At 74.0% G+C, this 12407-nt stretch carries 11 protein-coding genes and 2 pseudogenes; 6 read left to right on the forward strand and 7 right to left on the reverse strand.

Going from position 1 to position 12407, the window contains the following annotated elements:
* Window positions 1-223 precede the first annotated feature (223 nt).
* The 4 genes and pseudogenes from sigJ to ACZ434_RS12910 all read right to left on the reverse strand — a co-directional run.
* Window positions 224-1123: an RNA polymerase sigma factor SigJ gene (sigJ, locus tag ACZ434_RS12895; protein WP_468454842.1), complete on the reverse strand. Its 900-nt coding sequence runs from the start codon at window positions 1121-1123 to the stop codon at window positions 224-226.
* Window positions 1120-1863 carry a PIG-L deacetylase family protein gene (locus tag ACZ434_RS12900; protein ID WP_468454844.1) on the reverse strand — a complete coding sequence of 248 codons (744 nt, stop codon included), beginning with the start codon at window positions 1861-1863 and terminating at the stop codon, window positions 1120-1122. Before ACZ434_RS12900 ends, sigJ begins: the two co-directional genes overlap by 4 nt.
* A 43-nt stretch (window positions 1864-1906) precedes the next feature.
* Window positions 1907-3208 carry an alpha/beta fold hydrolase gene (locus tag ACZ434_RS12905; protein WP_468454846.1) on the reverse strand — a complete coding sequence of 434 codons (1302 nt, stop codon included), beginning with the start codon at window positions 3206-3208 and terminating at the stop codon, window positions 1907-1909.
* Between the two features lie 257 nt (window positions 3209-3465).
* Window positions 3466-3633 (reverse strand): annotated as a pseudogene (locus tag ACZ434_RS12910) (helix-turn-helix domain-containing protein); the annotation flags it as partial.
* A gap of 136 nt (window positions 3634-3769) precedes the next feature.
* Here ACZ434_RS12910 and ACZ434_RS12915 point away from each other — a divergent pair.
* From ACZ434_RS12915 to ACZ434_RS12930, 4 genes and pseudogenes are all read left to right on the forward strand, one after another.
* The gene (locus ACZ434_RS12915) at window positions 3770-4525 is read left to right on the forward strand and encodes a (Fe-S)-binding protein (RefSeq protein ID WP_468454848.1); all 756 of its coding nucleotides are present in this window, start codon (window positions 3770-3772) and stop codon (window positions 4523-4525) included.
* Window positions 4522-6000, forward strand: coding sequence for a LutB/LldF family L-lactate oxidation iron-sulfur protein (locus ACZ434_RS12920; protein WP_468454850.1), 1479 nt, complete (start codon window positions 4522-4524; stop codon window positions 5998-6000). The genes ACZ434_RS12915 and ACZ434_RS12920 overlap by 4 nt, the downstream gene beginning before the upstream one ends.
* Window positions 5997-6638: a LutC/YkgG family protein gene (locus tag ACZ434_RS12925; RefSeq protein ID WP_468454852.1), complete on the forward strand. Its 642-nt coding sequence runs from the start codon at window positions 5997-5999 to the stop codon at window positions 6636-6638. The genes ACZ434_RS12920 and ACZ434_RS12925 overlap by 4 nt, the downstream gene beginning before the upstream one ends.
* An 82-nt stretch (window positions 6639-6720) precedes the next feature.
* Window positions 6721-6938 (forward strand): annotated as a pseudogene (locus tag ACZ434_RS12930) (VWA domain-containing protein); the annotation flags it as partial.
* 148 nt (window positions 6939-7086) lie between these two features.
* Here ACZ434_RS12930 and ACZ434_RS12935 read toward each other — a convergent pair.
* A complete protein-coding gene (locus tag ACZ434_RS12935; protein WP_468454854.1) occupies window positions 7087-8064 on the reverse strand; it encodes a threonine/serine dehydratase in 978 nt (325 codons plus the stop codon).
* Window positions 8065-8197: 133 nt separating this feature from the next.
* On the opposite strand from ACZ434_RS12935, the gene ACZ434_RS12940 reads away from it, so the two are divergent.
* The gene (locus ACZ434_RS12940) at window positions 8198-8545 is read left to right on the forward strand and encodes a tetratricopeptide repeat protein (protein ID WP_468454856.1); all 348 of its coding nucleotides are present in this window, start codon (window positions 8198-8200) and stop codon (window positions 8543-8545) included.
* A gap of 91 nt (window positions 8546-8636) precedes the next feature.
* On the opposite strand, the gene ACZ434_RS12945 is transcribed toward ACZ434_RS12940, so the two are convergent.
* Window positions 8637-10040: a PepSY-associated TM helix domain-containing protein gene (locus ACZ434_RS12945; RefSeq protein ID WP_468454858.1), complete on the reverse strand. Its 1404-nt coding sequence runs from the start codon at window positions 10038-10040 to the stop codon at window positions 8637-8639.
* A 123-nt stretch (window positions 10041-10163) separates the two neighbouring features.
* Between ACZ434_RS12945 and ACZ434_RS12950 the strand changes: the two genes are divergently transcribed.
* Window positions 10164-10808 (forward strand): peptide deformylase, encoded by a 645-nt coding sequence (locus ACZ434_RS12950; protein WP_468454860.1) that lies wholly within the window; start codon window positions 10164-10166, stop codon window positions 10806-10808.
* 62 nt (window positions 10809-10870) lie between these two features.
* Here the strand turns inward: ACZ434_RS12950 and ACZ434_RS12955 are convergent, their stop codons facing one another.
* Window positions 10871-12319, reverse strand: a complete 1449-nt coding sequence (locus tag ACZ434_RS12955; RefSeq protein WP_468454862.1) for a dihydrolipoyl dehydrogenase family protein — start codon at window positions 12317-12319, stop codon at window positions 10871-10873.
* Between the last annotated feature and the right edge of the window lie 88 nt (window positions 12320-12407).

Below are 12407 nucleotides of genomic sequence, written 5' to 3' on the forward strand. Positions count from 1 at the left end.
CGCGGGAGCAGCGCGGCCTCGCGCGAGAGCGACACGGCTGCCCGCGGGATCGGGGCAGGCCCCGCGGGGGCGACGCGAGCCCCGCGGGAGCGGCACGGGCCCCGCGGGAGCGGCACGGCTGCCCGCGGGAGCGGGGCGGGCCCGCGAGAGCGGCGCGGGCCCCGCACGAGCGGCACGGCTGCCCGCGCGCAAGCGGCGCGGCCTCGCGCGGGAGTGGGCGGGGTCAGTGGTTCGGTGGTTGGAGGTGTTGGAGGCGGGTTGGGTCGGCGAGGATGTACATGGCGGTGATGCGGTGGTCGGCGACGGTGACGGACATGACCGACTCGATGCGGCCGTCGACCACGCTGATCAGGCCCAGGGCATCGTTGACCAGGACCGTACAGGCCGCTCCGGTGTAGCGGGCGAACATCATCGCCGACTCGGCCACCGCCGTGGCGCCCAGGAGGACCTTGGACGCCGCCGCGCCGCGGACCAGCGCGCCCGCGTCGGCCCGCAGCACCACGTCCGGGTGCAGGACGGCGACCAGCGCCTCGAAGTCGCCGCCGCGCGCGGCGGCCATGAAGGCGTCGAGCACCTGCCTCTGCCGGCCCAGGTCGGGATCGGACGGAGGGGTGGCGTCCCGTACCCGGCGGCGGGCCCGGGAGGCGAGCTGCCGGGTCGCGGCCGCGTTGCGCTCCACGACCGGGGCGATGTCGTCGAACGGCACGGCGAACATGTCGTGCAGGACGAACGCCAGCCGCTCGTCGGGCTCCAGCTTCTCCAGGACCACCAGCATCGCCACCCCCACGGAGTCGGCGTGCAGCGCCTCCTGTTCGGGATCCACCCGGGGGACGGGGGCGATCACCGGGTCCGGGACGAACGTCTCGTCCATGGGCTGCTCGCGGCGCGCGGTGCGCGAACGCAGCATGTCGAGGCAGATCCGGCCGGTCACTGTGGTGAGCCAGCCGCCGAGGTTGTCGATCGCGGCGGTGTCCGTGCGGCCCAGTCTCAGCCAGGCCTCCTGGACGGCGTCCTCGGCCTCGGCGAGCGAGCCGAGCATGCGGTAGGCGACCGCCTTGAGGTGGCCGCGGTGCTCCTCGAAGCTCCGCGCCAGCAGCTCCTTCCCGTCCTTGACGGGAGTCACCGGGGGAACACCTCGAACGCGACGGCGGGCCGGTTGCCGAACCGCTTCCCCGTCTCCTCGGCGAACCCGGTCAGCAGACCGCGCGCGTACGCCTCCGGGTCCTCGTCGGTCAGCGCCTCGATGTAGGCGCGGTGTTCGAGCAGCGAACGCACCGCCCGCTCCAGCCCGTCGGTCGCGTCCACGGCGTGCGTGGGGGCGTTCGAACCGGCGACCGCCACCCACCGGACGCCGTTCCAGGGTTCGAGGCCCCGCTCGATCAGCTCCGGGAAGATCCAGCGGTTGCCGGCGTCACCGGCCGCGTCCAGCGTGGCGCGCCCGACGGCCACGTGGTCGGGGGTGTTCCAGTGGGTGCCGCCCCAGGTGTCCCGGTGGTTCAGGGTGACCACCAGCTCGGGCCGGTGGCGGCGGATGGCGGCGGCGATGTCCCGGCGCAGGGCGGGGCCGTACTCGATCACGCCGTCCGGGTGGTCGAGGAAGTCCACCTCCGTCACGCCCACCACGGCCGCGCTCGCCCGCTGCTCCCGCTCCCGGAGCGGGGCGCACTCGGCCGGCTCCAGGGTGTCGATGCCCGCCTCGCCGCGCGTCGCCAGCACGTAGGAGACCTCGCGGCCGGCGTCGGTCCAGGACGCGACCGCCGCCGCGCAGCCGTATTCGAGGTCGTCCGGGTGGGCGACCACGGCGAGGGCGCGCTGCCAGTCGTCGGGCATGGGCTGGAGTTGACTGATCGTCGGCTCGGTCATGCCCGCAGACTAACCCGCCGCACCGACAGCGCCCCGGGGTGTTCTACGCCTCGTCGCGCACCAGGGCGAGCAGCCGGTCCAGGACGCGGGGGCCGCCCGCGCGGACGCCGTCGTGCTCGAACTCGTCGGTGACCCAGGTGCGCAGGCCCCGGATCGACCGCGCGGTCTCCAGGGAGTGGGGCGTGTGGACGTACATGTCGTCGTGGTAGACGGCCGCCGCGGCCGGGACCTCGTTGACGGCGAGACGTGCCGGGTCGTACAGCGGTGTCCAGTCGGTGCGCGCGGCGAGGAGTTCGGCGGTCTCGCGCAGGGGCCGCAGCGCCGGGTCGCAGTCGAACATCCAGGGGTGAACGGTTTCGCCGGTGAACATCAGCGGCTCGTCGCCGGCCAGCGTCTTGGCCGCGTCGAAGCGCGGGAACTCGGCCCGCACGCGTTCGGCGGCCCAGGCGGTGGGACGGGCGTCCTGGCCGTAGATCGCCTCGTGGACGAGCGCGTACAGGGGGTGGCCGGCGAACGACAGCAGGCCCTGCGCCTGCTCCTGGAACGCGTCGGAGAGCGCGGGGCCGCCCGGGGTGGGGACGAAGGCGTCCTCCAGGAGGTGGTGCAGCCGGTGGCTGCCGTCGCCGCTGCCGAGCATGATGCCCAGGGACTGGAACGCCTCGACGGTGAAGCGGTAGCCGTTCGGCAGGACGACCTCGTGGGTGAGGAGGTGGTCGGCGATGCGCCGGGCGCGTTCGACGTCCTGCGGGTAGCGGGCGTAGTGGGCGGCGACCTTGCGTTCGATGCGCGGGTAGGCGGCCCGGTAGACGTCGTCGGCGTGGGCGTCGAGGGAGGGCAGGCCGCCCGTGATCAGCGCGGTGGCGAGGCCCTCGGGGGCCATGGACAGGTAGGCGACGGTGCAGAACCCGCCGAAGCTCTGGCCGAGTACGGTCCAGGGGGCGCCGCCGGTCACCTGGGGGCGGATCGCCTCGCAGTCCCGCACGATCGAGTCGGCGCGGAAGCGGGCGAGGTAGTCGGCCTGTTCGGCGGGGCCGCCGCGCAGCGGGAGCGTCTGCCGGTTGGCGGGGGTGGAGTGGCCGGTGCCGCGCTGGTCGAGGAGGAGTACGCGGTGGTCCTCCAGGGCGCGGCCGAGCCAGGCCGGCTTTCCGATGAAACGGTTCGCCCCGAAGCCCGGGCCACCCTGGAGGTAGAGCAGCCAGGGCAGGTCCTGGCCGGCCCTGTCGCCTGCGACGACCTCACGCGCGTACAGCTCGATCGTCTCCCCCGAGGGGTTGTCGTGATCGAGGGGCACGGTGAAACGGCGGTCGGTGAGGACGACTCCGGGCTGGCGGTAGCTGACGGGCAACGGGACTCCTGGGACGAACGGATTGTCGGGCCGCGACCCAGTTCAGCATATGTTCGTACGGCGAACGAGCCCGGGATCACGCAATTCCTGCTGAACACCGGTCAGCGGGCCGGAAGGCCGGAGCGTCGGACCAGCAGTTCCGGCCGGAGGACGCCCCTGCGGTGTTCATGGGGCCTCGCGGCGCCGTCGCTCCCGGTCTCCGCCGGCAGCGGCTCGATGTTGCGGCCGGTGGCGTCCGCCGGGGTGAGCACCACGCTGTCGAGGAGGAGCAGGCCCACGATGCGGCTGCGGACGCAGCCGAGCCGGTCCGTGGTGGACTGCACCCGCGCCCGGGTCTCGGCGGCGACCGTGTCGGGGCGGTCGATCACGTTGGAGACCGTGCCGACGGTGAGCGGGACGGGCGGCCGTCGCCGATCCGCGCCCAGCCGCTGACACGGTACGAGCCGCACGGCGGCAGGCGGCACGGGACCGGCTCGCCCGGGGGCGACGGTGGTCTCCCCCGCGCCGTCGCCCCCGCACTACCCTGCATGCACCCGATGATCGAATCCACGAGGAGCCGCGATGCGTGTCGCACTGTTCCTGACCTGCGTCAACGACACGCTCTATCCGGACACCGGGCGCGCTGTGGTGAGACTCCTGACCAGGCTGGGCGTCGACGTGGACTTCCCCGTGGCGCAGACGTGTTGCGGCCAGGCGCACTACAACACCGGCTACCGGCACGAGGCGGAGCCGATGGCCCGGCACTTCTCCGAGGTCTTCCGCGACTACGAGGCGATCGTGACGCCGTCCGGGTCGTGCGGGGCGATGGTGCGGGAGCTGTACCCGCGGATGGGCGAGCGGGCCCGGGCCGAGGGGCGGGGCGACACCCTCGCGGCGACGCTGGCGCCGGTGGTGCCGAAGACGTACGAGCTCACCGAGTTCCTGGTGGACGTGCTGGGGGTGACGGACGTCGGGGCGTACTACCCGCACAAGGTGACCTACCATCCGACCTGTCACGGGCTGCGCGGGCTCGGCCTCGGTGAGCGGCCGCTGCGGCTGCTGCGTGCGGTGAAGGGGCTGGAGCTGGCGGAGCTTCCGGGCGCGGACGAGTGCTGCGGCTTCGGGGGCACCTTCGCCCTGAAGAACTCCGACGTCTCGGCGGCGATGGGCACGGACAAGGTGCGCAGCGCCGAGTCGACGGGTGCCGAGGTGCTGTGCGCGGCGGACAACTCCTGTCTGATGCACCTCGGCGGAACGATGACCAGGCTGCGCACCGGCATGCGGCCGGTGCACATCGCGGAGATCCTGGCGAGCACGGAGGAGGAACCGGCCCTGTGAGCGGAACGTTCGTCGGTATGCCCGCCTTCCCGGTGGCGGCGCGGGACGCCGTGCGCGACGGCACGCTGCGCGGCAATCTGCGGCACGCCACGCACACCATCCGGGCCAAGCGCGCGAGGGCCGTCGCGGAGCTGCCCGACTGGGCGGAGCTGCGAGAGGCGGGCAAGCGGATCAAGGATCACACGCTCCGCCATCTCGACCGCCACCTGGAGCAGTTGGAGCAGTCGGTGACGGCGGCGGGCGGCACCGTGCACTGGGCCGCCGACGCCGACGAGGCGAACCGGATCGTGACGCGACTGGTGAAGGAGACCGGCGAGTCGGAGGTCGTCAAGGTCAAGTCGATGGCCACCCAGGAGATCGGGCTCAACGAGGCGCTCGAAGCGGAGGGCATCCGCGCCTACGAGACCGATCTCGCCGAGCTGATCGTCCAGTTGGGCAAGGACCGGCCCTCGCACATCCTGGTCCCGGCGATCCACCGCAATCGCGGGGAGATCCGGGAGATCTTCGCCCGGGAGATGAGCGAGTGGGGCCGCCCCGCCCCGGAAGGACTGACGGACACGCCGGCCGAGCTCGCCGAGGCGGCCCGGCTGCATCTGCGGGAGAAGTTCCTGCGGGCGAAAGTCGGTGTCTCCGGCGCCAACTTCATGGTCGCCGAGACCGGCACACTGGTGGTGGTGGAGTCCGAGGGCAACGGCCGGATGTGCCTGACCCTGCCGGAGACGCTGATCTCGGTCGTCGGCATCGAGAAGACCGTGCCGACCTGGCAGGACCTGGAGGTGTTCCTGCAGACCCTCCCCCGCTCCTCGACCGCCGAGCGGATGAACCCGTACACCAGCACCTGGACCGGTACCACCGACGGGGACGGTCCGCGGACCTTCCACCTGGTGCTGCTGGACAACGGCCGCACGGACACCCTCGCCGACGAGGTGGGCCGGCAGGCGCTGCGCTGCATCCGCTGCTCGGCGTGTCTCAACGTGTGCCCGGTGTACGAGCGGGCCGGCGGGCACGCGTACGGCTCGGTCTACCCGGGGCCGATCGGCGCGATCCTCAGTCCCCAACTGCGGGGCACGGGGAGCGAGATCGACGCCTCCCTGCCGTACGCCTCGTCCTTGTGCGGCGCCTGCTACGACGTGTGCCCGGTCGCCATCGACATCCCGGAGGTGCTGGTGCACCTGCGGGAGCGGGTGGTGGAGGGCGGGCAGGTGACGCGGGCGGGCAACAAGGTGGTGCTGCGCCCCGCGAAGGGGCACGCCGCCGAGCGGGCGGCGATGCGGGCGGCCCGCTGGGCGTTCACCCGTCCCGCTGCCCTGCGCACCGGCCAGCGCCTCGCCTCACGCACCCGGCGCCTGCATCCGCGCACCCTGCCCGGGCCCGGCCGGGCGTGGAGCGGCACCCGGGACCTGCCGCCGGTGCCGGCGGAACCGTTCCGGGACTGGTGGCAGCGTACGCACGGCGGAAAGGGCGGTGCCGAGTGAGCAGCAGGGAACGGATCCTGGGCCGGGTGCGGCGCGCCCTCGCCGACGTACCGCGCGACGACGCACCGTACGAGCGGGCGGTCGCCCGGGACCAGGTGCGCGAGCGGGGTGCGCGCACCGTCGAGGAGACGGTGGGCCTCCTCGCGGAGAACCTGGCCGACTACCGGGCCGTCGTGCACCGTACCGACGCGGCCGGGCTGGCCGGTGTCGTCGCCGGGCTGCTCGCGGCGCGCGGCGCGTCGTCGGTGCTCGTGCCGCCGGGTCTCGACGAGGACTGGCTGGCGTCGGCGGACGTGACGCGGGTGGCGGACCGGGCGGAGAGCACGCCGCGGGAGCTGGACCGGGTGGCCAGTGTGGTGACCGCCTGTGCGGTCGCCATCGCCGAGACGGGCACGATCGTGCTGGACGGCTCCCCCGACCAGGGCCGGCGCCGCATCACCCTGATCCCCGACCACCACATCTGTGTGGTCCGCGTCCCGGACCAGGTCGTCCCCTCCGTCCCGCGGGCGCTCGAACGCCTGGACCCGGCCCGCCCGCTCACCTGGATCTCCGGGCCCTCGGCGACCAGTGACATCGAACTCGACCGGGTGGAGGGCGTGCACGGGCCGCGCACCCTGGAGGTCGTCCTGCTCGGGTGAGCCCCCGCACGGGGTGTCCTCGAGTACACCCGGTGCTGCTGCGCGACGTGTCGGGCTCGGTGCACGGCGCGGCCGACGCTGCCCGCGGACGACGGTGTTCGTGCTCGGCGACGCCCGCACCGACATGGGCGACCCGAACCTGGCGGCCGTTGCGCGAGCTGGTCCGGCACGCCCGCCGGGTGCACTGGCTGAACCCCGGGCAGCGTTCCCGCTGGGGCACGGGCGACTCCGGTGGAGACGCACGAGTGCCGCAACGTACGGCAGTTGGACGCGCTGGTGGGGCGGCTGCTGCCGGTGTGACCGGGGTGCCGGGCCGGGGTCCGCCGCTCAGCCGCGCCGGACGGCCCCGCTTTCCGGGGCCGACACCGGCACGCAACCGGGGACGGCTCCCCACTTGCTGCTGTCAAGCAGGTGCCGCCATTCGGGTGAGGGCAGTCGGAGGGGTACGTCAGCCGCCCGCGCCGCAGAGCCGGGCGAAGCGTGCGGCGTCGATGTTGCCGCCGGACAGGATGACGCCGACCCGGCCCGGGAGCCGGCCCAGCCGGCCCGTGAGCAGCGCGGCGAGCGGGGTGGCGCCGCTCGGTTCGAGGACGATCTTCAGCCGCTCGAACGCGAACCGCATCGCGTCCCGGATCTCGTCGTCGCCGACCAGCACGATCCCGTCGAGGAGCCGCCGGTTGACCGAGAAGGTCAGTTCGCCCGGTGTGTGCAGGGCCTGGCCGTCGGCGATGGTGCGCGGGACGGGGACGGTGACGCGCCGGCCCGCCTCCAGGGACCTCTTGGTGTCGTCCCCGGCCTCCGGTTCCACACCGATGACCCGGGTGGCGGGATGCAGGCCCTTGACGGCGGTGGCACTTCCGGCGATCAGTCCACCACCGCCGACCGGGGCGAGCAGGACGGCCGGCTCCCCCGCCTCCTCGACGAGCTCCAGCGCCGCCGTGCCCTGCCCGGCGATCACGTGCGGATGCTCGTAGGGCGGGACGAGCGCCAGCCCGCGCTCGGCGGCGAGGGCCTCGGCGACGGCGACCCGGTCGCCGGTGTACCGGTCGTAGGTGACGATCTCGGCGCCGTATCCCTCGGTGGCGGCGCGCTTCGACGGCGGGGCGTCCTCGGGCATGACGATGACGGCGGTGGTGCCCAGCTCCCGGGCGGCCAGGGCGACCGCCTGGGCGTGGTTGCCGGAGGAGTAGGCGGCGATGCCCCGGGACAGCTGCTCGGAGGTGAGCCGGGAGGCCGCGTTGTAGGCGCCGCGGAACTTGAAGGCGCCCACGCGCTGGAAGTTCTCGCACTTGAGGTGGACCTCGGCGCCGACGAGCGCGTCCAGGCCGCGGGAGCGCAGGACCGGGGTGCGGTGGGCGACGCCCTTGAGGCGTTCGGCGGCGGAGCGGACGTCGTCGAGGGTGATCGGCGGGGCGGGTGGCGTCACGCGGTGCCTCCGTGGGTGTCGGGTCGGTCGTCGCGGCCCTGATGAGGTGGAGCACCCTCCTGTCCTCTCCGCCCCTCACCCTACGGAATACGGCGGCGCCCGGGGCCGTTGTCGGCGTCGAAGGAGGTCACGAGTGGACACCATGTACTACGACCACGGAACGCCGGCCGAGCGCTGGGAGCGCGCCGGGATGTTCTTCGACGCCAAGGACTACACCGCCGCCGCGCGCGTCCTGGGCTCCCTGGTCGAGGAGGTGCCGGAGCAGACCGGACCGCGGCTGCTGCTGGCGCGCGCCTACTACCACTCGGCCCAACTGCGTCGTGCGGAAGCCGAGTTGAAGGTCATCGTGGAGCGCGACCCGGTGGAGCACTACGCCCGGCTGATGCTCGGGCGGACCCTCCAGCGGCAGGGGCGCGACGACGAGGCCCGGCCGCATCTGCGGATCGCCGCCGCGCTGGGCGGCGAGTTCGCCGAGGAGTAGACCGCTCGGCGGGTGCCCGGTTCCCGAGCGTCGGGAGCCGGGCGCCCGCACGACGGGCTCGTGTCGTCGCACCGCCGTCAGCGCACCGCCGTCATCGCACCGGCGTGCCGCCCGCGTACGTCCGCCGCCCGCGCCGGTGGGCGACCTCCCCGAGGACGATGTCCACGGCGAGGAACGCCGCCAGGGGAATGCCGAGCAGCGGTACGAAGTACCCCAGTACGGCGATCAGTGCGAGCAGCGGGACCAGCAGGTACGGCGGCACCTGCTGCCAGGCGCCCCGTGGGATCGGCCGGCCGAAGGCGGAGCCCCGGCCGCGCTGCCACCACATGCGGTAGCCCCAGAGGATCAGCAGGATCAGGGCCAGGGTGAGGACCATCAGCGCGATCTGGTTGGGCAGGCCGAACAGGCTGCCGGTGTGCAGGTCGATGCCCCAGCGGCTGAGTTTGGCGAGGACCGGATAGTCGGCGAACCGCAGGACGTCGGTGACCTCGCCGGTCGCGGGGTCGACGGCGGCCGAGTCCTGCTTCTCGGGCCAGCTGCGCTGGACCTGCTGCACGACGTACGCGGACTTCTCGTCGGCGGGCGGCACGATCTCCACCGGATTGCCCAGACCCTCCGCCCGGGCCGCCGCGAGCACCTTGTCCAGGCCCACTCCGTGCGCCGCGTCGCCCGACGGCCCGCCGGCCGCTGTGTGGCCCGCGTGTTCACCGCCCGCCGCGGCCGACACCGACGGGGTCTCCTGGCCGAGGGAGGCGCGCAGTTCGCCGATGTTCGCGCCCGCGTAGGTGGACCAGGTCAGGCCCGTCGCCGAGAGGAAGACGAAACCGGCCGCCGCCCAGGCGCCCACGCTGCCGTGCAGGCCCAGGGTGCGGCGCCGTCCGCCGGTGCCGCGCACCTTGCGCAGGGCGCGGCGCCGGGAGAACCAGAGCACCAGTCCGCCGCCCGCGATGACCCACAGCCAGCTGGCGGCGAACTCGCTGTAGAGACGGCCGGTTTCACCGAGGTGCAGATCCCGGTGGAACTCGTCGATCCAGGTGCGCAGGGGCAACGCGCCCGTGGAGCCGTACTGTTCCAGCGCGCCGCGCACCTCCCCGGTGTAGGGGTCGACGAACACGGCCAGGGTGTGGTCGGGGTCCACGCCCGGTATGCCGGACAGCAACACCCTGGTGGTGGCGCCGGCTTCGGGTGAGGGGCGTACGGCGGCGATCGTGCCGTCGGGGTGGGCCGCACGGGCGGCGGCGACCTGTTCGCCGATGGGCAGTTCACGCTCGCCGACGGGGACGGTCAGCTCGTGGTCGTAGACGATCTTCTCGGCCTGGAAGGAGGCGGCGTACAACAGGCCGGTGAGGGCGGCGACGAGGAGGAACGGTGCCACCACGACGCCCGCGTAGAAGTGCAGGCGCAGCACGAGGGGGCGCAGGCCGGCCCATGTGCTCTTCGCGGGGGCGGGGGGTCGGGGGGCCTCGTCCGTGGTGGTCGAGGGAGCGGTGGTCATCGGTGGGGTCTCCCGGGGACGTGGGCGGGCATGGTGGTGCAGTAGTCGGCGCGGCGGGGCGCCGGGTTCCCGGGAGGGGTGTGTGACCTGCGACACGGGCAACGGGCGTGCGATCCTGACGGCATGGAAATTCCGGACGATCGCGCACCCTGGGCCGAGCGGGTCGAGCAACTGCTCGCCACCGAGGGTCCGTTGCCCATCGTCGCGGCCGGTGCCCCGGTGCTGCGGAGCGGGACCGTGCCGTACGACGGCGAGCTGGGGCCCGCCCTGCTGGCCCGGTTCGTCGAGGCCCTGCGCGTGACCATGCGCGCGGCGCCGGGTGTCGGGCTGGCCGCGCCGCAGGTCGGGGTGGGGCTGCGGATCGCGGTGATCGAGGATCCGGCGCCCGTTCCGGAGGAGGTGCGCCGGGTGCGCGGGCGGGTTCCGCAGCCGTTCCGGGTGCTGGTCAATCCGGTGTACGAGCCGGTCGGTGCCGGGCGGGCCGCGTTCTTCGAGGGGTGTCTGAGCGTGCCGGGGTATCAGGCGGTGGTGGCGCGGGCCGCGCGGGTGCGGCTGACCGGGCAGGACGAGCGGGGGCGGGCGCTGGACGAGGTGTTCACCGGCTGGCCCGCCCGGATCGTCCAGCACGAGACGGACCACCTCGACGGCACGCTGTACCTCGACCGGGCGGAACCGCGGTCGCTGTCGTCCAACGAGGCCGTGGCGGAGCGGTGGGCGCAGCCGGGGCCGGAGGGGGCGGCACGGGAGCTGGGGTTCGAGCTGCCGTGAGCCTGCGGGCCGCTTCGTCTCCGCGGGGATTCGCCCCCGCCGCCCCTCGAACGCCGGACGGGCTAAGGGGCGTCCCGGTAGGCCTCCAGTAGGCGCAGCCACACCTCGCTGATCGTCGGGTAGGACGGGACCGCGTGCCACAGGCGGTCGAGGGGGACCTGGGCGGCCACCGCGATGGTCGCCGAGTGGATGAGTTCGCCGACGCCGGGGCCGACGAGGGTGAGGCCGCGCAGGATCTCGTCCTCAAGGTCGACGACCATGCGGGCGCGGCCCTTGTAGCCGTCGACGTACAGGCTGGCCCCGGCGACGGAGGAGAGGTCGACGTCGACGGCGCGGACGCGGTGGCCGGCCCGTTCCGCCTCGGCCAGGGAGAGGCCGACGGAGGCCGCCTCCGGGTCGGTGAAGACCACCTGGGGCACGGTGGCGTGGTCGGCGGTGGCGGCGTGCGCGCCCCAGGCCTCCGCGTGCACGGCGTCGCCCGCCGCCCGGGTGGCGATGGCCGCGCCCGCGATCCGGGCCTGGTACTTGCCCTGGTGGGTGAGGAGGGCGCGGTGGTTGGCGTCGCCGACGGCGTACAGCCAGTCGTGTCCGGTGACGCGGAGGGTGTCGTCGACGGTGAGCCAGGACCCGGGCTCCAGGCCGATCGTCTCCAGGCCGATGTCGTCGGTGCGCGGGGCGCGGCCGGTGGCGAAGAGGATCTCGTCGGCCTCGATCCGGTCGCCGCCGTCGGTGACGATGCGGACGGTGCCGTTCTCCCGGGTCACCGAGGTCACGGAGGTGCCGGTGCGGATGTCGGCGCCGGCCTCGGTGAGGGCCTCGGCGACCAGTTCCCCGGCGAAGGGCTCCATGCGGTCGAGCAGGCCCTTGCCGCGTACGAGGAGGGTGACGCGTGAGCCGAGGGCCTGCCAGGCGCACGCCATCTCGGTGGCGACGACCCCGCCGCCGACCACGGCCAGCCGGCCGGGCACCGACTGGGCGCTGGTGGCCTCCCGGCTGGTCCACGGCCGGACCTCGGCGAGTCCGGGCAGGTCGGGCAGTTTGGCGCGGCTGCCGGTGCAGACGGCGACGGCGTGCCGGGCGGTGAGGACATGCTCCGCGCCGTCGGGGCCGGTGACGCGGACGGTGCGCGGGCCGGCGAGCCGTCCGTGCCCGCGGTACAGATCCGCTCCGGTGCCCGCCAGCCACTCGACCTGGCCGTCGTCCTTCCAGTGGGAGGCGTACTCGTCCCGGTGGGCGAGCACGGCGGCGGTGTCGAGGGGGCCCTGGACGGCCTGTTTCAGACCGGGGGTGCGGCGGGCGTCCGCCCGGGTGATGACCGGGCGCAGCAGGGCCTTGCTGGGCGAGCACGCCCAGTAGGAGCACTCGCCGCCGACCAGTTCGCTCTCCACGACCGCGGTGGTGAGCCCGGCGGCGCGCGTGCGGTCCGCGACGTTCTCGCCCACGGGCCCGGCGCCGAGCACCACGACGTCGTAGGCGGTCGGTTCCAGTTGCGTCGGTTGCGTTTCCGTCATGGCGTCAGTCTGGTGGGTGGTGTGCTCACTGGCCACATGGGTAGGGGCGCGGAATACGTGACCGGCCGGCCGTGTTGTGCCGACGGCC

This window comes from Streptomyces sp. NPDC030893, from assembly GCF_055571535.1.

Excerpts from the sequence above, each read along its gene's own strand:
- ACZ434_RS12900 (WP_468454844.1), bottom strand. The coding sequence starts at position 1,863 with ATGACCGAGCCGACGATCAGTCAACTCCAGCCCATGCCCGACGACTGG.
- ACZ434_RS12915 (WP_468454848.1), top strand. The coding sequence starts at position 3,770 with ATGCGTGTCGCACTGTTCCTGACCTGCGTCAACGACACGCTCTATCCG.
- ACZ434_RS12945 (WP_468454858.1), bottom strand. The coding sequence starts at position 10,040 with ATGACCACCGCTCCCTCGACCACCACGGACGAGGCCCCCCGACCCCCC.
- ACZ434_RS12950 (WP_468454860.1), top strand. The coding sequence starts at position 10,164 with ATGGAAATTCCGGACGATCGCGCACCCTGGGCCGAGCGGGTCGAGCAA.
- ACZ434_RS12955 (WP_468454862.1), bottom strand. The coding sequence starts at position 12,319 with ATGACGGAAACGCAACCGACGCAACTGGAACCGACCGCCTACGACGTC.